This window comes from Streptomyces sp. NPDC050732, assembly GCF_040654255.1.
Taxonomy (GTDB): Bacteria; Actinomycetota; Actinomycetes; order Streptomycetales; family Streptomycetaceae; genus Streptomyces.
This window is the reverse complement of record NZ_JBFAHP010000008.1, coordinates 110973-130036: the sequence shown is the minus strand read 5'-3', so window position 1 is coordinate 130036 and position 19064 is coordinate 110973. Positions and strand designations below refer to the sequence as shown.

Annotated in this window: 17 protein-coding genes; 11 read left to right on the top strand and 6 right to left on the bottom strand. The window is 72.7% G+C overall.

Annotation, left to right across the window (positions count from 1 at the left end; genetic code table 11):
• Positions 1-56: 56 nt before the first annotated feature.
• The 3 genes from AB0H82_RS09715 (at position 57) to AB0H82_RS09705 (ending at position 1691) form a co-directional block, all read left to right on the top strand.
• Positions 57-449 (top strand): metalloregulator ArsR/SmtB family transcription factor, encoded by a 393-nt coding sequence (locus AB0H82_RS09715; RefSeq protein WP_362990630.1) that lies wholly within the window; start codon positions 57-59, stop codon positions 447-449.
• Complete coding sequence (locus AB0H82_RS09710; protein ID WP_362990628.1) at positions 446-931, top strand: SRPBCC domain-containing protein; 486 nt, start codon at positions 446-448, stop codon at positions 929-931. The genes AB0H82_RS09715 and AB0H82_RS09710 overlap by 4 nt, the downstream gene beginning before the upstream one ends.
• A gap of 139 nt (positions 932-1070) precedes the next feature.
• The gene (locus AB0H82_RS09705) at positions 1071-1691 is read left to right on the top strand and encodes an L-threonylcarbamoyladenylate synthase (protein ID WP_362990626.1); all 621 of its coding nucleotides are present in this window, start codon (positions 1071-1073) and stop codon (positions 1689-1691) included.
• Positions 1692-1721: 30 nt separating this feature from the next.
• Here the strand turns inward: AB0H82_RS09705 and AB0H82_RS09700 are convergent, their stop codons facing one another.
• Entirely contained in the window at positions 1722-4931 is a 3210-nt protein-coding gene (locus AB0H82_RS09700) for an amidohydrolase family protein (protein ID WP_362990624.1), read from the bottom strand.
• A 66-nt stretch (positions 4932-4997) separates the two neighbouring features.
• Positions 4998-6734: an immunity 49 family protein gene (locus tag AB0H82_RS09695; RefSeq protein WP_362990622.1), complete on the bottom strand. Its 1737-nt coding sequence runs from the start codon at positions 6732-6734 to the stop codon at positions 4998-5000.
• Positions 6735-6955: 221 nt separating this feature from the next.
• Here AB0H82_RS09695 and AB0H82_RS09690 point away from each other — a divergent pair, with 221 nt between their 5' ends.
• From AB0H82_RS09690 to AB0H82_RS09670, 5 genes are all read left to right on the top strand, one after another.
• On the top strand, positions 6956-8176 hold the full coding sequence (locus AB0H82_RS09690) for an alpha/beta hydrolase (RefSeq protein WP_362990620.1): 1221 nt from the start codon (positions 6956-6958) through the stop codon (positions 8174-8176).
• Positions 8177-8204: 28 nt separating this feature from the next.
• Positions 8205-8672 (top strand): GNAT family N-acetyltransferase, encoded by a 468-nt coding sequence (locus AB0H82_RS09685; protein WP_362990618.1) that lies wholly within the window; start codon positions 8205-8207, stop codon positions 8670-8672.
• Between the two features lie 302 nt (positions 8673-8974).
• Positions 8975-9460, top strand: coding sequence for a transglycosylase SLT domain-containing protein (locus AB0H82_RS09680; RefSeq protein ID WP_362990616.1), 486 nt, complete (start codon positions 8975-8977; stop codon positions 9458-9460).
• A 59-nt stretch (positions 9461-9519) separates the two neighbouring features.
• Entirely contained in the window at positions 9520-10593 is a 1074-nt protein-coding gene (locus tag AB0H82_RS09675; RefSeq protein ID WP_362990614.1) for an LCP family protein, read from the top strand.
• A gap of 156 nt (positions 10594-10749) precedes the next feature.
• Positions 10750-12318, top strand: coding sequence for a sigma-70 family RNA polymerase sigma factor (locus tag AB0H82_RS09670; RefSeq protein ID WP_362990795.1), 1569 nt, complete (start codon positions 10750-10752; stop codon positions 12316-12318).
• Between the two features lie 59 nt (positions 12319-12377).
• Here the strand turns inward: AB0H82_RS09670 and AB0H82_RS09665 are convergent, their stop codons facing one another.
• Positions 12378-13487 carry a hypothetical protein gene (locus AB0H82_RS09665; protein WP_362990612.1) on the bottom strand — a complete coding sequence of 370 codons (1110 nt, stop codon included), beginning with the start codon at positions 13485-13487 and terminating at the stop codon, positions 12378-12380.
• Positions 13488-13723: 236 nt separating this feature from the next.
• Between AB0H82_RS09665 and AB0H82_RS09660 the strand changes: the two genes are divergently transcribed.
• Both AB0H82_RS09660 and AB0H82_RS09655 read left to right on the top strand, forming a co-directional pair.
• Positions 13724-13912, top strand: a complete 189-nt coding sequence (locus AB0H82_RS09660) for a hypothetical protein (protein ID WP_362990610.1) — start codon at positions 13724-13726, stop codon at positions 13910-13912.
• Positions 13913-13939: 27 nt separating this feature from the next.
• Entirely contained in the window at positions 13940-14635 is a 696-nt protein-coding gene (locus tag AB0H82_RS09655) for a ribonuclease H (RefSeq protein ID WP_362990608.1), read from the top strand.
• Between the two features lie 33 nt (positions 14636-14668).
• On the opposite strand, the gene AB0H82_RS09650 is transcribed toward AB0H82_RS09655, so the two are convergent.
• On the bottom strand, positions 14669-15856 hold the full coding sequence (locus tag AB0H82_RS09650; protein ID WP_362990606.1) for an acyl-CoA dehydrogenase family protein: 1188 nt from the start codon (positions 15854-15856) through the stop codon (positions 14669-14671).
• 331 nt (positions 15857-16187) lie between these two features.
• Between AB0H82_RS09650 and AB0H82_RS09645 the strand changes: the two genes are divergently transcribed.
• Positions 16188-16841 carry a M23 family metallopeptidase gene (locus AB0H82_RS09645; RefSeq protein ID WP_362990604.1) on the top strand — a complete coding sequence of 218 codons (654 nt, stop codon included), beginning with the start codon at positions 16188-16190 and terminating at the stop codon, positions 16839-16841.
• A 38-nt stretch (positions 16842-16879) separates the two neighbouring features.
• Here AB0H82_RS09645 and AB0H82_RS09640 read toward each other — a convergent pair whose 3' ends face one another.
• On the bottom strand, positions 16880-17701 hold the full coding sequence (locus AB0H82_RS09640) for a phosphoenolpyruvate hydrolase family protein (RefSeq protein WP_362990602.1): 822 nt from the start codon (positions 17699-17701) through the stop codon (positions 16880-16882).
• Positions 17702-17724: 23 nt separating this feature from the next.
• Positions 17725-18978 (bottom strand): Tm-1-like ATP-binding domain-containing protein, encoded by a 1254-nt coding sequence (locus tag AB0H82_RS09635; protein ID WP_362990600.1) that lies wholly within the window; start codon positions 18976-18978, stop codon positions 17725-17727.
• Positions 18979-19064: the final 86 nt, after the last annotated feature.

The window sequence follows — 19064 nt, the reverse complement described above, 5'->3', positions numbered from 1 at the left end:
AGAGACCTGCCGCTTGCGGTCGACCGGTGGACCGGACCGCGCTAAGCTACAACCAAATGGTTGTACATGAAGTGGGCGACCGGGCCGTGGACCAGCTGTTCCACGCGCTGGCCGACACGACACGACGGGACATCCTGCGCCGGTGCGTCCGGACCGGGACGTCGGTGTCACAGCTGGCGGCGGCGTACCCGATGAGCTTCGCCGCCGTGCAGAAGCACGTCGCGGTCCTGGAGCGGGCCGGGCTCGTGACCAAGGAGCGCCGCGGCCGCGAGCAGCTCGTCCGCACCGACGCCGAGGGTCTGCGGCAGGCGCGGCAGGCGATCGACCTGCTGGAGACGGCGTGGCGCGGGCGCGTGGACCGGATGTCCCGGCTGCTCGCCGAGGAGCCCGCCCCGCCCCCGCCCCCGGCCGCCGAGAAAAACAACCCCGCAAGGAGAGCCGAATCATGAGTGTCACCAGCATCGACAAGGATCTCGACCACCTCACGCTCACGCTGATCGCCGACTTCACCGCCCCGGTCGGGCAGGTGTGGCAGCTGTGGGCCGACCCGCGGCGGCTGGAGCGGTGGTGGGGGCCGCCGAGCTACCCGGCCACCTTCGAGGAGCACGATCTGACCCCCGGCGGCGACGTCACGTACTTCATGACGGGCCCCGAGGGCGAGAAGCACCGCGGATGGTGGCGGATCACCGCGATCGAGCCGCCGACGTCCCTGGACTTCACCGACGGGTTCGCCGACCAGGACGGGAAGCCGGCCGCGGACCTGCCCGTCTCGACGGTACGGATGCGGCTGACCGAGCACGCCGGAGGCACCCGCATGGAGCTGCGCTCGGCCTTCGACTCGCGCGAGCAGATGGACCAGCTCCTGAACATGGGCATGGTGGACGGCCTGACCGAGGCCGTCGGCCAGATGGACGCCCTGCTCGCCGGCTGACACGGCACCGGGCGGGAGGCCCTCTTCCCGCCCGGCCCCTCTCCCCTGCCCCCTCGCGCCCCGCCGTCGTACGACTCCGGCAGGCCCGACAGGCCCACCACACCCGGGCAGCCACGCGCGGGTCACCTACACTCGCGCAATGGCCAAGTACTTCGACGTGCATCCCGACAACCCCCAGCGGCGCAGCATCAGCAGCGTGGTGGACGGGATCCGCTCCGGCGCGCTCGTCGCGTATCCGACGGACTCCTGCTACGCGCTGGGCTGCCAGCTCGGCAGCCGCGACGGCATGGACCGCATCCGGTCGATCCGTCAGCTCGACGACCGCCACCACTTCACCCTGATGTGCGAGAGCTTTGCGCAGATGGGCCAGTTCGTTCACCTCGACAACGACGTGTTCCGCGCCATCAAGGCCGCCACGCCCGGCAGTTACACCTTCATCCTGCCCGCCACCAAAGAGGTGCCGCGGCAGATGATGCACCCGAAGAAGAAGACCGTCGGTGTCCGCATCCCCGATCACATCGTCACCCAGGCCCTGCTCGCCGAGCTCGGTGAGCCGCTGCTCTCCAGCACGCTGCTCCTGCCCGACCAGGAGGAGCCGCTGACGCAGGGCTGGGACATCAAGGAGCGCCTCGACCACCTCGTGGACGCGGTCGTCGACTCCGGCGACTGCGGCACGGAGCCCACCACCGTCATCGACTTCTCCGACGGTGAGGCGGAGATCGTCCGGCGGGGAGCGGGCGACGTCACGCGCTTCGAGTAGGCGCCCGGCCGGGTGCCATCGGCAACGGTCTCAGGCCTCCGGTGTGCAGCACCCGCCCCGGCGCATCAGACGGCCGACCTCCAGCCAATACGCCTCGTCCGGCCGCTGCCGCTGCCGCTGCCGTTCGAACGCGGACGTCAGCTCCTCGGTCGTGTACGGGGTACCGCCCCGGAGCACCGACACCGTCCGCACCATCGTGGCGAAGTCCGTGAACGGGTCGCCGTCGACCACGGTCACATCGGCGACCTTCCCGGCCTCGATGGTGCCCAGGTCCCGGTCCAGGCCGAACATGCGGGCCGGCAGTACGGTCGCGGTGCGCAGCGCCGCCGCCGGGGACAGGCCGCCCAGGTGCAGGGCGCGCAGCCCCAGATGCAGTGCGAGACCGACCGGGACGAGGGGCTGGTCGGTGCCGAGGGCGACCAGGCCGCCGGCGGTGAGGATGCGCCGGTAGATGTCGGTCTCCCTGCGCAAGGTGGCCAGCTGGGCCTCGCTCGGCGGTTCGGCCGCGCCGGCCTTGACCGCCGCGGCGTCCCACGGCGGCATCACCGCGATGACGCGCGGGTCGTCGGCGAGGCCGGGGTCCGCTCCGAGCAGGGGCGCCGACGTGAACGGCGTGGCGATCAGGGAGAAGGCCGCGCCGCGTGCGGTGTAGATCTCGACGACGTCCTGCCAGGCGCGGCCGGTCGCCGTCACGGCGTGCCCGAACTCCGCGCGCTGGGTGGCCTGCAGATGGGTCGTCAGGTCCTGGCCGAGCTGGATGCCGGGCGAGAGCAGATGGCCTCCCGTGCGCACGCCGAGCCGTTCGTGCGCGAAGCGCGCCGCCTCCTCCATCACCCAGCCCGGCGCCCGCACATAGGTCTTGACGAAGTCCCAGTCGAGCGCCTCCCCGCGCGCCAGGGAGCGCCTGAGGGCGGCCCTGCTCCGATGGGCGCGGCCCATGCTGTACGCGACGCGGGCGCCGTCGAGGAGTTCGCCCGTCGTGAGGAGGCGGGGGCCCGCGAGTTCGCCCGCGAACACCGCCTCACGGATACGGGCCTGTTCGTAGGCGAAGCCGCCCAGCGACACGGCCGTGGTGATCCCGTACGTCAGCTGGCCCGCCGTCTGGCGTCCGCCGTACGTCGTCTGCCACGGGTGGGTGTGGGTGTCCCACAGGCCGGGGACGACCGTGTGCCGCGAGGCGTCGACGTGGCGGGCAGCGGCGGCGCGGCCGGCGGGTCGGTGCGGCCGCACGGCGGTGATCCGGCCGCCTCGGACGACGATGTCGACGTCCTCCCGCACCTCGTCGCCGGTGCCGTCCCACAGCCGGCCCGCGTGCACGACGACGTCGGCGGGCGCGGGCCTGCGCCCGTCCAATGGTGCCCGGACCGTGCGCGGGCGGCCTCCGTCGACGCCGATCAGGCGCAGTCGGCCGTTCGACAGGTAGAGGAGTGACTTCGAGTCGCCCGCCCATGAGGGGTGGTCCGCGGGTTCGGCGGAGAGCGGGCGCAGTGCGCCGCGTGGCGTGCCGTCGGGCGTCACGGGCAGCAGGTGCAGCGCCGATTCGACGATCACGGCGAGCCAGCGGCCGTCCGGGGACCAGACGGGCCCGGAGTCGTACCGGTCGGAGACGGAGGTGTGCGGGGCCACGGCGTGCAGCCGGTCCGCTCCGGTGGTGGCGTCGACGATCCGGATGAGGTTGTAGCCCTCGCGGAAGCGGTGGTTGATGCGGTTGCGGTCGCAGAGCGCGAGGTGGCGGCCGTCCGGCGACCAGCTCGGCCGGCCGGGCAGGCCCCCGCCGCCGAGCGGCGTCACCAGGGCGCGTTCGGCTCCCGACGCCAGGTCGCGCACCATGAGGCGGCCGGTCATGTCCAGGCAGGCGAGCCGCTTACCGTCGGGTGAGAGCGCCGGGTGGACCCGGCCGCCGGTCGCCAGTGCGGTCTCCGCGCCGGTGGCGAGGTCGTGCCGGTACACGCCGAGCAGCCCGTCGCGGTCGTCGGCGTACACCAGGGACTTCCCGTCCCGTGCCCAGGCCGGGCCGAGCAGGTAGCCGGTGGCTGCCGCCCGGCGCAGTCTGCGGGGCGGGCGGCCGCCCGAGGTGTGCGCGAGCCAGAGCGAGTTGAGGGCGGCGAAGGCGATACGGCGCCCGTCGGGCGAGAGCGCGGGCAGATGGATGCCGCGGGTCGGCCGCGCGCGTCCAAGGCCCAGGTCGTACTCCTTGACCCGGTACCGCGGGCGGTGCACCGGCAGGGTGGCGTCGAAGGGGATCGCTTCCTGCTTGCCGGGTCTGTCGGGGCGTACGAGCGTGAAGCGGCCGTCGAGGGTGAGCAGGAGCTCTCCCTTCGCCGTCCAGCGCGGCGGCACGGGGGCCGGATCGCCGTCGAGCGCGACGGGCCGGCCGTCGACGACGAGGGTGCAGGAGGCGCGGGGCGCGGGTGTGATCCGCAGATGGGCGAGCCGACGCCCGTCGGGGGCCAGGGCGGGCGTCATGACCTGCGCGGTCGCGGTCTCGGTGCGGACGACGGTGACGGGGCCCGCTCCCCCGGCGGGGACGGCCGCGACGGTCCTGGCATCGAGCCTGGTGCCCTGCGCCGCGGTGACGACCTCACCCCGGACGAACAGGAGCTGCCCGCCGTCCGGCGACCAGGTCGGGTCGAAGTCCTCCCACGGCCCGTCCTGCAAGGGCCCGTCCTGTCCGGGCCGCCCGGTCACGCGGGTGAGTTCGCCGCTCGCGAGGTCCAGGACGTGGATGCGGTACGAACCGCCGCGCACCGGGTCGCCGCCCCGCTCGGACGCGAAGGCGATGCGCGATCCGTCGGGCGACCAGGCGGGGCCGCGGTCGTCCCAGGGGCCGTCGGTGCGCTGCCGCAGGCGTGTCCCGTCGGCGCGCATCGTCCAGATGTGGAACCCGCCGTCCTGGTAGGCGCAGAACGCGACCGACGTGCCGTCCGGGGCGTACACCGGCCGGTTCGGCTCCAGCCCCGGCGGCGTCAGCGGGACCGCTTCGCCGCCGGTGCGGGGCAGGGACCACAGCGTGGCCTGTGCCTCGACGACCAGCCGGTCGGCGGCCGGCGCGAGGGTCGCCGCCCCGTTCGTGACGCGGGTGAACGAGAGGGGGACCGTGGTGCGCGGCCGGGCCGGTGCGGGCGTCGCCCCCAGCGCGGCGACCGCCCCGGAAGCCCCCGTGGCGACGAACAGCCGACGTCGGGACAGTCGGGGCAGTCGAGACAGAGGCAACGCGGTGTTGTGCCGGTCACAGTCCATGACACAGCACACTCGCCCATCACCACCGCCGTGGACAACACCGCACGACGACAACACGCCGTTGTGCTACGTCGTGAACTCGCCGAGCCAGCCGCGGTTGAGGAGGTGCCTGGGCAGGAACGGCGACTTCTCGTCGACGGGGAAGCCCGCGTCGTACGCCAGGCACGCCATCGCGAGGGGGCCGAGTGCCACGCGGCGGTACGGCGCGTCACCGTCCGCGGACCGGTCGTCGGCCCAGTAGCGCTCGTGGTGGGCGAGGGCTTCGGCGAGGGCCTCCGTGAAGGCGGCGCGGTCACCCGCGATCAGGCGGTGGAGGAGTGCGGCCGGCTGATGGTCGATCAGGTTGAGGAAATCGCTCGGGGTGCGGGTCGCGACGTGGGGGTGGGAGGTCTCCATGGTGGCGATCAGATGCTGGACGACATCGTCCATGGGGTGCCTGAGCCAGAAGGCCCGCAGCGTTTCGATCCAGTGGAAGACGTACGCGTCGAGGGGCGTGGCCCGGCGCAGGTCGTCCAGCGGCACGCCGCAGAGCAGGGTCAGTCGGTCCTGTTCCCGGCAGACGACGGCGAGGTAGAAGGCGTCGAGCCAGGCGCGGGCGTCCGCGGCCGGGACGGGTCCGGTGGCGGGCAGCCGCAGCACGTGGTCGGCGATGCGGCACTCCACCGTGCCCTGGTGGGACGTGGCCGTGCGGAACAGCGCCGAGCCGGTCTGCATGGCCCACACCCAGGCCTCCCAGGTCTCCAGGTTCGCGCCGTCCGGGTCGGCCGCGAAGCGTGCGTCGCTCAGCTTCTTCGTGGTCGTGAAGGCGTGGGCGAGGCCTGCCGGGCTCTGGGCCAGCCGGGCGACGTCCGCGGCGGTGAGGTCGACTTCGACCACGTCGGCTGCGGGGGCGGCCGGTGACGGAGACCCGGCGCACAGCTTCCTCATCGCCTCCATCAGCTCGGGCGGCGGCACCACGGAGAAGGAGCGGGTCTCGTGGTCGATGACGGTGAGGGAGGTGAGCCGCCCCTGATGCCACCAGTAGAGCCGGGGTGACAGCGCGCCCGGCCCGTCCTCGTGCGCGCCGAGCGCGTACGTGCCCAGGTCGTTGACCGCGTCCACCACCGTGCCGTCCTCGATCGGGTGGAACGCGAGGAGGTTCCTGCTGGGGACGACGACGAGCGCACCGGCCTCCGGCAGGTCCCTGCCGGTGGTCGCGCGGGCCAGTTCGGGGAGCACGAGCGCTTTGCTCGCCACGAAGTGGGAGTCCCCGTGGACGGACATCAGCCGCGCACCCTGCGGTCCTGTCACCTCCACGTGCTCCACCGGTTCACGGATCAGGTTCTGCCGGGCCGCCGCCCGGAGCCGCTCCCATCCGACGCGCGCCACGTCGTGGTCGTTGAGGACGCGGACGGAGGTGGGGGTGTCGAGGGCGATCGCCAGGAGCAGGCCCTCGGCCACCGGCCGCGCGTAACGGAAGCCGTTCGCCGGCTCGCCGGAGAGGGCGTCGTCGGGCAGGAGACGGAGGATGGCGCCGTCGAGCAGTTCCTGCGCGCCCTCGCCGCCCCGGGACGCGTCGGCCAGGGCGGTGAAGTGCTGTTCGACCAGGCGGGGCCAGTGTTCCCCGGCCACGGCGCGGCACTTGTGTGCCAGGTTCGGGAGCGGGCTGCGGTGCCCGTCGCCCCACAACACGGCGTCACCCTCCACCCGCGGACGTATGCCGCGGTGTGTCAGGAAGTGATCGGCCGTCAGGTTCCGCAGGTGTTCGGCCTGCGCGAAGGTCAGCATCGGCAAGTGGGGATCGGGCGCGTGGTGTTCGTTCACCCGGTGACTCTACGAAGGGGCCGGCGGCCGGATCACGAGGGGGTGCCGGGGAGTGGTGGGAGTGCGACCACGCGACGTGGCGGCGGTAGCGGTGGCGGTGGCGGTGGCGCGGGTCATACCGGGAGCTGACCTCGCCGCCCGCCACGTACCTCCAGAGTCTGCCCGCGCGTGCTACCGGAGGCCGACGCGGCCCAATTCCCCCTGGCCTAGCCTTTCTTGCCATGACGAGAACCCGAACCACCCTGCATCGACGCGCCCTTGTCACCACTCTCGCCCTCGCTCTCGTGCTGCCTCTCGCGGGCGGGGCGACCGCCTTCGCCGACGGGCGCGGCGGCAACGACGGCACCGAACGCTCCGGTGGCACCGGTGCCCCCTCGGTGAGCGACACGGCGACGGCACCGCTGCGCCTTCCTCGCCCCACCGGCCCGTTCGCGGTCGGACGCGACATCCTGCATCTCGTCGACAAGAGCCGCCCCGACCCCTGGGTGCCCTCGGCGGGCGCGCGGGAGCTGATGGTGTCCGTGTACTACCCCGGCCGGAGCGGCGGACATCGCACCTCCTACACATCGGAGGAGGAGGCCAGGCTGATGCTGGAGTGGTGGAACCTGGACAAGCAGGTCTCCCCCGCCGCGTACAGCACCACCCGCACCTTCGCGCGCGCCGGAGCACGGCCCGCGCCGGGGCGGTTCCCCCTGATCGTGCTCTCCCCCGGCTTCAGCGCTCCCCGCGCCACCCTGACCCACCTCGCCGAGGACCTGGCCAGCCGTGGCTTCGTCGTGGCCACCGTCGACCACGCCTACGAGTCCACCGGTACGGCCTTCCCCGGCGGGCGCGTGCTCACCTGTGAGGCCTGCACCGTCGCCGACAAGCCCGGCCGGGGCAAGGCCGTCACAGCAGGGCGGGCCAAGGATCTCTCGTACGTCATCGACCGGCTGACCGGGCACAAGGCCGCCTGGCGGCACGCCCGCATGATCGACCCCGATCGGATCGGCGCGGGCGGGCACTCCATCGGCGGGGCGTCCGCGCTCGCCACCATGACGAACGACCGCCGGGTGCGGGCGGGCATGAACATGGACGGCAGTTTCCACACCGGGCCCGCCGGGATCGACGGACGCCCCTTCCTGATGCTGGGCACCGAGGAGCAGCACACGCCGGGGATCGAGGACGGCAAGAACTGGGACGAGACCTGGCAGGGCCTGGACGGCTGGAAGCGCTGGCTGACCGTCGCGGGCTCCGGGCACTTCACCTTCACCGACGCGCCCGTGCTGATGGGGCAGGCCGGTGTGGTCGACCCGAAGGTGCCGCTGTCCGGTGAGCGTTCCGAGCAGATCACCCGGGCGTACATAGGGGCGTTCTACGAGCAGCAGCTGCGCGGCATCCCGCAGCCGCTCCTCGACGGGCCGACGCCGGGCAACCCCGAGGTCACCTTCCAGCGACGCTGACCTCGCGACTCCCGCTAGCATGTAATGCATGACCGTCATCAGTGACCCTTACGAGCCGCGTACACCTTACGAACTGCGTGCGGGAGTGCCGTCCGTCGAGACCTTCCGCCGTCTGCGCACCGACGCCGGGCTCTCCGACAGGGCGCCCGAAGCCGTTGCGCTCGCCCTGCCGAACACCTGGTACGGCGTGGTGCTCCACCACGAGGGTGAGCCCGTCGGCATGGGGCGGATCGTCGGCGACGGCGGCACGGCGTTCCAGCTCGTCGACATCTGCGTACACCCCGCACATCAGGGGCAGGGGCTCGGCAAGCGCATCATGGCCGCGCTCACCGAGGAGCTGGAGCGCCGCGCGCCCGCGACCGCGTATGTCTCACTGATCGCGGACGGCCCGGCGCGCTTCCTGTACGAGAAGTTCGGCTTCGCCGACACCGCCACGCACGACTCGATCGGCATGTACCGCTCGATGACGGCGGGCCGGGGGACGACCGGGGGCTGAGGCGCGCTGTCACGGGTGACCCAGCCCACTTCCGGGGGCCGGTGGCTGTGAGGCCACTCATAGGGGACACGTCACATGCTAAAGGCGGTAGTAGCCGCCCGGGGGCGTCCGGCGGGGCCGGGACGTCCCCGCGGGCGCTCCGAGCGGGGGCCTCTTCGTAACCGGGTAGTACGTCACATGATTGCGCGCCTCCCCGAGCGTCGCTAACTCTGGCTGAGTCTTCGGGACGCCCCGACCACCCGGCACAGTCGCCCGCTCCGGTCCGGCGCCCCTCACGTCCCCACCCAGGAGTTCACTCCCGCATGTCGATGACCCGTACCGCCCGCACCCGCAAGTTCTCCCTCGCCGGCCTCGCCACCGCCGGTGCCGCCGCCGCGGCCCTCACGCTGGTCCCCTCCCCCGCCCAGGCCGCCGAGCCGGCCAAGGCGCCCGCGTCCGCGCCGCAGGCCGCGGGCGACAAGAAGTACCCCGAGAACCTCGACGGCTGGATCCGCGAGTCCCTGGACATCATGAAGTCCAAGGGCATCCCCGGCAGCTACGAGGGTCTGCACCGCAACATCATGCGCGAGTCCGCCGGCGACCCGAACGCGCAGAACGGCTGGGACGTCAACGCCCAGAACGGCACCCCCTCCAAGGGTCTGCTCCAGGTGATCCAGCCCACCTTCGACGCCTACCACGTCGCGGGCACGCCGAACAACCTGACCGACCCGGTCGCCAACATCACCGCTGCCGCCAACTACGCCGCCGACAAGTACGGCTCCATCGACAACGTCGACTCCGCCTACTGAGTCCTCCGTCCACTGAGTCAACGGTCACTGAGTCCTCGGTTCGCGAAGAGAGGCAGCGCATGCCGCACGAGAGCGGGAACGGCCATCGGCGCCGGCCCCGGAAGAAGGCCCTGCGGTACGTCGCGTGGGGCGCCCTGGGCGCGGTCCTGATCGGCGGCGGGGGCGTGGCCTACGCCTGGCAGCACCTCAACGGCAACATCCGGGGCACCGACGTGAACGCGGCCCTCGGCAAGGACAGGCCCGCCGAGCAGCGCGACGGGTCGATGAACATCCTGCTGCTCGGATCCGACTCGCGCGCCGGCACCCACGGCCGGTACGGCAGCGGTGTGAGCGGTGCACGGGCCGACACGGCGATGGTCCTGCACGTCGACAAGACCCACAAGAAGGCCTCGGTCGTCAGCATTCCGCGCGACACCATGGTCGAGCGGCCGCAGTGCGCGCAGTCCCACGGCGGCGGCGCCGCGGGCGCCCAGCAGGCCATGTTCAACTCGTCCTACCAGGTGGGCGGCCCCGCCTGCACCGTGAAGACGGTCGAGAAGATGTCGGGCCTGCGCATGAACCACTACCTCGAAGTCGACTTCAAGGGGTTCCAGAAGCTCATCGACGAGCTCGGCGGTGTCGACATCACCACCCGCGAGGCCATCAAGGACCACAACAGCGGTCTCTCGCTGACCGCAGGCAAGCACACGCTGAAGGGCGAGGAGGCGCTGGCGCTGGTCCGCACCCGGCACGGCGTGGGTGACGGCAGCGATCTCGGCCGCATCCAGCTCCAGCAGGCGTTCATCAAGGCCCTGATCCACCGCGCCGAAACCGTCGATCCGCTCGGCGACCCCGCCAAGTCCTACGACCTGGCCGACACCGCGACCAAGACCATCAGCGCCGACTCCGACCTGGCCTCCGCGGACAAGCTGCTCGGCCTTGCCAAGGAACTGAAGGGCATCAGCCCGGACCGCACCCACATGGTGACCATGCCGGTCACCTACGACGCCCGGGACGCGGGCCGGGTCCTGCCGCTGGACAAGGCGTCGCACCAGGTCTGGAACGCGCTGCGCCAGGACCGGCCCATACCGGAGTCCGCGACGCGGGAGTCGGTGGCCGACAGGACGGACTCACCGGTGTCGGCCGGCTCCTGACCCGGGGCAGCGGGCCTGGCATCGTGTCCCTGCCCACGAAATCTCACCCGAGTGTTTCTGTTATCGAGGTGGGCGCGGGGCGTCTCCCCTGTGTCGGAGGAGTCAGCCCCCCACACAGAGAGTGGACACAGCGTGAGCAGCGAACGCCAAGTCACGATGATCAGGGCAGCGCGGGACGGGAACCAGCAGGCGCAGGACGCGCTGGTGGCGGAGTATCTGCCGCTGGTCTACAACATCGTCGGGCGGGCCCTGAACGGCCACGCGGACGTGGACGACGTGGTGCAGGAGACCATGCTCCGGGTCCTCGGCGGCCTGGACGGGCTGCGCGGCCCGGAGAACTTCCGCAGCTGGCTGGTGGCCATCACCATGAACCAGATACGCGGCCACTGGCGCGAGCGCGCGTCGGGGGCGATACCCGCCGGCGGTGGTCTCGCGGACGCGTACGACGTGGTGGACCCGGGCGCGGACTTCGTGGATCTGACCATCACCCGGCTCGGCCTCTCCGGGCAGCGGCGGGAGACCGCCGAGGCGACCCGTTGGCTGGACGAGGACGACCGTGCCCTGCTGTCGCTGTGGTGGCTGGAGTCCGCGGGCGAGCTCACCCGGGCGGAGGTCGCCGCGGCGCTTGAGCTGTCGCCGCAGCACACGGCGGTACGGGTGCAGCGCATGAAGGCCCAGCTGGAGACGGCCCGCGTCGTCGTCCGCGCCCTGTCGGCCGGCCCTCCTTGTGCGGGGCTGCGGCAGATCACCGCCGGCTGGGACGGGGTGCCGTCGGCGCTGTGGCGCAAGCGGCTGGCCCGCCATGCCCGCGACTGCTCGGCCTGTGCGGGCCACTGGTCCAACCTGGTGCCCGCCGAGGGGCTGCTGGTGGGGCTCGGCCTCGTGCCGGTGGGCGCCGCGCTCGGGAGCCTGGTCGTGGCGCCGGACCTCGTCGAGGTCGGCTCGGCCTCCGCCGTGACCGCCCACGGGACGGCCGCCCCGGTCTCCGCCAGGACGCGGGCCCGCCGTGACCGCGCCAGACGCCGCCGTCGTACGACCGGTGTGGCCGCCGCGGTCGTCGCGCTCGGCATCGGCGGCACCGCGGTGCACCTCCTCACCGGACCGGACACGGACGAGAGCGCGCCGGCCACCGCCGCCGCCCCCGCCTCACCCACCCTTCCCCCGGCCTCGAAGAGCGCCTCCCCCTCGGCCTCCCCCACGCGCTCGGCGTCCCCCAGCGCCAAGCCGTCCCCGAGCAGGACGAAGAAGAATAAGAAGGCCGACCCCTCCCCGACCCGCACCTCGGCCAAGCCGAAGCCGAAGCCCAAGCCCGAGGCGCCCGACACGGCCCCGCCGCAGCCGAGCGGCACCGCCGAGCAGGTCGTCGCGCTCGTGAACACCGAGCGGGCCAAGGCGGGCTGCGGCCCGGTCCGGTCCAACGGCAAGCTCGCCACGGCGGCCGCCAAGCACTCGTCCGACATGGCGGCCCGCGACTACTTCGACCACCAGAGCCCGGACGGCACCGACCCCGGCGACCGCATCAGCGCGGCCGGCTACCGCTGGAGCACGTACGGCGAGAACATCGCCCGCGGGCAGCAGACCCCGGCGTCGGTGATGGACTCGTGGATGAAGAGCCCCGGCCACCGCGCCAACATCCTCAACTGCGACTTCAAGGAGCTGGGCGTGGGCATCCACAACGCGTCCGGCGGCCCGTGGTGGACGCAGGCGTTCGGCACGGAGCGCTGAGACCGAGGAGCCCCGAGCCGTCCGGCGTGGTCGGCTCGGGGCGATCGGCCGACGTGCGGTCAGCCGACCTGCTGCGTGTGGAACTGCTCAAGCCGCCGCTGTGCGAGCTGCAGGGTGCCGCGTTGGCGGCCGGGCACCCGGCGGCGCAGGGCGACCAGGCCGGGGCCCAGTGCGCGGACCGCCTCGGGGTCCCGCACACGGTCCCAGAGGTGGTGGGCGCGGTCTGCCGCCGCTTCCACCTCCGGGGAGTCCGGCGCCTGGCCCGCCGCGAGACGGGCCGACGCCACCGCGAGCCAGGTCTCGCAGCTGCGCGCCGGGTCCCCGGCGAACCGCGCCAGGTCGGCCCGTACCTCCATCCAGTGGATGGTCTCCTTCGAGCCCGGCCCGTGCATGCGCAGCGCGCTCTGCTCCCAGGACGCCGCCAGGGCCGCCGCCTCGCCGTGCCGGCCCGCCTCGACGGCGGCGGTGATCGCCGCGTGCGGGTCCATGGAGGCGTCGGCGGGCGTCGCGGGCTGCGGCTCGGGTGGGGCGGTGGGCGGCGTGCCGGGGTCGTGGACCGGCAGCAGGTCCGGGGCGTTCTCGCCGAGGCTCAGGGCGGCCTGCTGGTGGAGCTGGGGCAGCGGGGGGCGGTGGCCGCTGCGGAGGACCGTCGCGAGGGCCTTCATGTACGCGGGGGTCGCGGGCGTACGGCGTCTGGCGGGCGGCGCGACGCGGCCGTAGAACGCGACGCCGGGTCCCGCGTCGAGGGGCCGCTCGGTGAGCGCCTGCCAGCTCTCCGGGTCGGTGTGCAGGTCGGCGAGGACCGTGGTGCTGCCCACCGGGCGCAGCCGCAGCTCCTGGGCGATCCAGTGCCACGGAAAACCGGTGTAGCGCACCGTCGCCGTGGTGGTCCTGGCGAGCGCGAGGTGCAACTGCCGCTGGCGCCGGTCGAGGTGGACCTGCCCGACGAGGTAGATCGTCAGCGGTCCCGGCGCCATGGCGGCCGCCCGCAGCCGGGTCAGTACCGTCTGCGGGTCCAGCGGGTCCGCCAGTTCCACGATGCTCGCGGTCGGCGTACCGGCGAGGGTCTCCGGGGGCACCGCCGCGAGGACGGGAAGTACGGAGGCCGCGTCCACCAGGCGCCCCTTGCCCACCGGGGCAGCCGCGACGAGCAGCACGGTTCCAGGCATCGGCCCCTCCCTCTCGATCATCACGTCAGCACCGTATCCGCATCTCCCGCCCGCCGCGCCCATCCGGCTTCAGCTGCTGTGCGACGAGGGGTGCGGTTCGGGTGGTCACCCCCAATTCCGGGCGATGCGTGCGGAGTCGGACGATCAGGAGCATCTCGACGCACCCGCGGCCGCGTGCGGATCGATACGGTTCGGGGGCGGGCCCGCGAGGCGGTTCCGCCGGACAAAGGGGGCTTATGATCTTCGTCGTTTCCATGGTGGTCGTGTTCGCGGCCGTGATCGGGCTGTGCCTGTTCGTCCTGCGGCGCAGGGGCGGTGCGGGCGAGCGCGGGGCACGGGAGCGTGCGGCCGCGGAGCAGGGATTCGCCCAGGGGCTCGGCGGCGCGAACGCCACGGGGCAGAACGCGGGGCCCGGGGGAAGCTGAGCGGCGGATCGATGAAATCATCGAGGAATGTCTGACTTGATCATTGCCGCGTGTGACGGAGCGGCGAAGAAGAATCCCGGGCCCGCCGCCTGGGCCTGGGTGGTCGCCGACGCCGAGGGCCGCCCGCAGCGCTGGGAGGCGGGCCCGCTCGGCCACGCCACGAACAACGTGGCCGAACTGACCGCGCTGGCCGAGCTGTTGGAGGCCACCGACCCGGCGCGGCCGCTCGAAGTGCGGATGGACAGTCAGTACGCGATGAACGCGGTCACCAAGTGGATCGCGTCCTGGAAGCGCAACGGATGGCAGACCGCAGCGAAGAAGCCGGTCGCCAACAAGGACCTCGTCGTACGCATCGACGCGCTGCTGCAGGGCCGTGCGGTGACGTTCCGGCACGTGGCCGCCCACCAGGTCGGCGGCGATCACCTCAATGCGATCGCCGATGTCGCGGCCAGCGACGCCGCGACGACCCAGCGGCCCGCGGGCACCGCCCACGGCGACCGCGAGATCCCCGAGCCGCGCCCGGAGCGCATGACCGCCGCCCCCGCGGACCGCACGCCCAGGAAGGCCGCCACCCGCGCGAAGAAGTCGGCCTCAAGCGCGGTGATCAAGGCCAAGTACCCCGGCCGCTGCCACTGCCAGAAGCCGTACGCCGCCGGTGAGAAGATCGCCAAGAACGCGCACGGCTGGGGCCATGTGGAGTGCCGGGACACCGCCGACGCCTGACGCCGGGCGGACACGGTCGACGTCCGGCACCGCCTACCAGTCGAATGTCCGGGTGTCGAGCATGTTGAAGCCGAGCGTCGACTTGCCCACGTACTCCAGGCACGCCTCGGGTCCGGCGGGCAGCACCGAGCAGAAGGTCGCTTCGCGCAGCAGCCGCTCCATGGGCCCCGGGCCGGTCAGCGCGTCGGCGCCGCAGATCCGGACGGCACCCAGGGCGAGCCGGGGAGCGAGTTCGCCGATGCAGTACTTCGCCGCGTGCACCGCCGTGTGTGCCTCCGGGCTGCCCTTCTCCTCGTCGACCAGCCGGGCGGCGGAGTAGACCAGCGCCCGTGCGGCCCTGAGGTCGACGGCGAGCCGGCCGACGTCCGCCTGGAGGACGGGTGAGGAGCGGCGGTGCTCCTGCGACCGGAGGAAACGGACGGTCAGCCTGAGGATGGACTCCGCGATTCCCAAATACGCGCCCAGGCAGCCGGACACCGTCCAGTGCGGTTCCCTGACCAGCTTGAAAAGGGCGAGCCCTTCCTCACCGAGGAACAACCGCTGCCTGGGAACGGCCACTTCGCTCATCGTCATGGTCGCGGTCCGGGTGCCGGGCGGTGCGGCGGCGTCCCCAGCGGCGGCGAAGGAGACGCCGGGGTCGTCCTTGGACACCACGAAATGCGACACCTCATCGGCTATGGCGGCGCCTTCCTCGCGGGCCGCGACCACGTAGTGGTCGGCGATACCGGCGAGTGGCACACAGGACCTGGCGCCTTTCAGGATGTAGTCGTCGCCCGTGTCGCGGTAGGTGGCGCGAATGTGGCGGAGTTCGGCGCCGGTTCCCGTCTCCGTCGTGGCCGAGGCGAACATCCGGCCGTGCTCGACGACTTCGCCGAAGAGCCAGGTGCGGAACCGGTCGGCCGCGGCGGGAAGCGGGGACCCGCCCGTCTCGCACAGCGAGCCGATGGCCGCGTTGTGCGTGTGGAAGCCGAGGGCGGTCGCTCCGTCACCGGTGGCCAGCGTCTCCAGGACCTTGGTGTAGTCCAGGAACGACAGGCCCTCGCCGCCGAACTCCCGGGGAACGAGGAGAGCGAGGAAGCCGGCCTCACGGATCAGCCGGTAGCCGCGGTGCGGGGCGATCCTGCCGCGGTCGACCTCGGCCGAGCCGCGGGAGAGCACTTCGGCCGTCCCGCGTGCCCGGTCGAGTATGGCCGTGGTGTCCGCCGCCTCCATGGAGTGCATCCGATCCTTCCCGCGGCCGTCCGCGAAGTGACCCCGTCAGGAAGGCCCCGGGGCCGACGACGGCGTTCTGTCCCATGTCCGGGGCGCCCCACCGCCGTTCACCGAGGCGTTCCACCCCGATTCCAGCAAGTGCCTTACCGGCGGAGTGGACTGTGTTGACGTCGTCATGCGAAGCACAACCCCCTTGATGCGCGCTGAAATTGTCGTACCGGTGTTCGGAGGGCGTCCAATATCTGTTCGTACTGACCACTAGTCCGGTCGGTTATGGGGGTTTCCCCCGGATGGCGCAGCCGACGTGCGCTCTCTCGCCACGGACGGTCTCCTTTCTGCAATGGGTTACGACATAGACAGCCCGCGTGAAGCGGGCACCACGCGACGTGACGCACTGGGCATGGCCGCGGTGCTGTTGGCAGGCGGCGCCCTCTCCTCGGGGGCGGCCGCGCCACGGGCCGGACTGGAGCCCGACGGCTCCTGCCCGGCCACCTACGACGCCGAGTTCGAGGAGGCCCTCGCCGAGGCCGACGCGGAGTTCCCGGAGGACGACGACCGAGGTCTCGCCGAGGCCGGCCCCCGGCGGCGGTTCACCCTCCCGCTGCGCCGCCGCTACCGGGTCACCACCCGGTACGGGAAGCGCGGCAAATGGCTCGCCGGTCACCACACCGGGGTCGACCTCGCGGTACCGCGCGGCACCGCCGTGTACGCGGTGGGCGCCGGAGTGGTCGTGCTGGCCCGCTGGTCGGGGGCGTACGGCAACGCGGTCACCGTCCGGATGCCGGACGGGCACTACGCGCTCTACGCCCACCTCTCCAGCATCCGGGTGCGCAAGGGTGCCCGGGTCCGCGCCGGGACGCGGCTCGGGAGCAGCGGCAGCACGGGCCGTGCCACCGGGCCCCACCTCCACCTGGAGATCCGGGCCCGGCGCCACTACGGCTCGGACATCAGCCCTTACCGCTACCTGGCCCGACGGGGCGCCCGCCTCTGGTGAAGGCGGTAGCGGGGGCGGTCCTGCGGCGAGCGCGGGGTTCACGGCCTCAGGGACTTGAACGCCCGCGTCTGCTCGACGACGGCCCGCTCCGTGGGCAGCCGTTCGATCGACGAGGCGCCGAAGAAGCCGACGATGCCGGTGGTGTGTTCGAGGATGTAGCGCGCGTCCTCGGGCTCGGCGATGGGGCCGCCGTGGCAGAGCACGAGGGCGTCGGGGTTCACGCGCTTGGCGGCGTCGTGCATCTCCTGGACGGCGGCCGCCGCCTGGTCGAGCGTCATCGCGGTGCCCGCGCCGATGGAGCCCTTCGTGGTCAGGCCGACGTGCGGGACGAGGACGTCGGCGCCCGCCCTCGCCATCTCCGCGGCCTGCTCCGGGTCGAAGACGTAGGGCGCGGTGAGCAGGTCGCGTTCGTGGGCGGCGCGGACCATGTCGATCTCCAGGCCGTATCCCATGCCGGTCTCTTCGAGGTTGACCCGGAACGTGCCGTCGTAAAGGCCGACCGTGGGGAAGTTCTGCACGCCGGCGAAGCCCATGGCCTTCAGCTGGTCGAGGAAGAGGCCCATGCGGCGGAAGGGGTCGGTGCCGCACACGCCCGCGAGGACCGGGGTGTCCCGGACGACGGGCAGTACCTCGCGCGCCATGTCGACGACGATCTCGTTCGCGTCGCCGTACGGCAGGAGTCCGGCGAGGGAGCCGCGGCCCGCCATCCGGTAGCGGCCGGAGTTGTAGATGATGAGCAGGTCGACGCCGCCCTCCTCCGCGCACTTGGCGGACAGGCCGGTGCCGGCGCCCGCTCCGATGACGGGCCGGCCGTCGGCGATCTGGGTGTGCAGGCGTGCGAGTGCTTCCTTGCGGTTCATGGGGTGCTCCTGGAAAGGGTGGGTCAGCGGCCGGCCGGTACGGCGGCGCGTTCGCCGATCAGCTGGTGCAGGCGGTCGGCCATCGCGACCGCGAAGGACGCGTCGTTGATGTGGGCGTCGACCTCGTGCAGGCGTACACCGCTGCCGCACACGGTGGCGCGCAGGGCGTCGAGGCCCGTCATGTCGGCGACCGGGTCGGCGAAGGGGGCGTCCGTCATGTCCACGGCCGAGAGTCCGCGCAGGGGCCAGAAGAGTTCGGCGGGCCCGCGGGCCGCGGCGAGCTTGTGGCCGAGCATGGCGCCCAGGGCGGCCATCTCCCGCGCGGTCGTCCGCATCAGCGTGACCGTCGGGTTGTGGACCAGGAACCGTCGTCCGGCGAAGCGTTCCGGGATGCTCGCCTCGGGGCCGAAGTTGACCATGTCGAGGGCGCCGGGCGCGACGACCTGGGGGATGGCCGCGGCGCCCGCGGCGGTGAGCCGGTCGGGGCCCGCGCTGAGCACTCCCCCGACGAGTTCGTCGGCGAGTTCGGTGGTGGTCAGGTCGAGCACGCCGTCGAGGAGACCGTCGGCGGCGAGCTTCTCCACGGCGCGGCCGCCCGCGCCCGTGGCGTGGAAGACGAGGACCTCGTAGCCGAGTTCGGTGAGGCGGGTGCGGGCCGCGTCGACGGCGGGTGTCGTCACGCCGAACATGGTGGCGGCGACGACCTTGCGCCGGGGGCCCGCCAGCTCCTCCAGGTTGCGTTCCTGCCGGCGCGCCATGCCGGCCGCGGCGGCCGCCGCGTTGCCGAGGACGTGGCGCGAGACGGAGTTGATGCCGGAGACGTCGACGACGCTGTACATCATCGTGAGGTCGCTGCTGTCGACGTACGGTGCCACGTCACCGCCCGCCATGGTGCTGACCAGCACCTTCGGTACGCCGATGGGCAGGGCCCGCATGGCCTGCGCGGCGATCGCCGAGCCACCGCTGCCGCCCGCCGCGAGCACCGCGTGGAGCCGTCCCTGCCGGTACAGGTCGAGGACGACCCGGGTCAGTCCTTCGGCCATGGCGGCGACCGCCGCGCCGCGGTCGCCCGCGACCCGCAGACCGGCGAGATCGTGCCCGGCGGCGCGCGCCACCGTCTCGGCCGATATGTCGGGCGTGGGTGTCTGGGCGGGCGGCGGGAGCACGCCGACGTCGACCAGCAGGACGTCGCTGCCGTACTCGCGGAGCCGTTCGCGCAACCAGGCGTACTCCTCGCCCTTGGTGTCCAGCGTTCCGACGAGGACCACGGTCGCCATGTCCTTCACTCTCCTTCATGTGCCCAGTGGTGCTGATCCTGTGGCCGGTCCCGGTCGGTGACAACGACCAGTGGGGCCGGATTGGC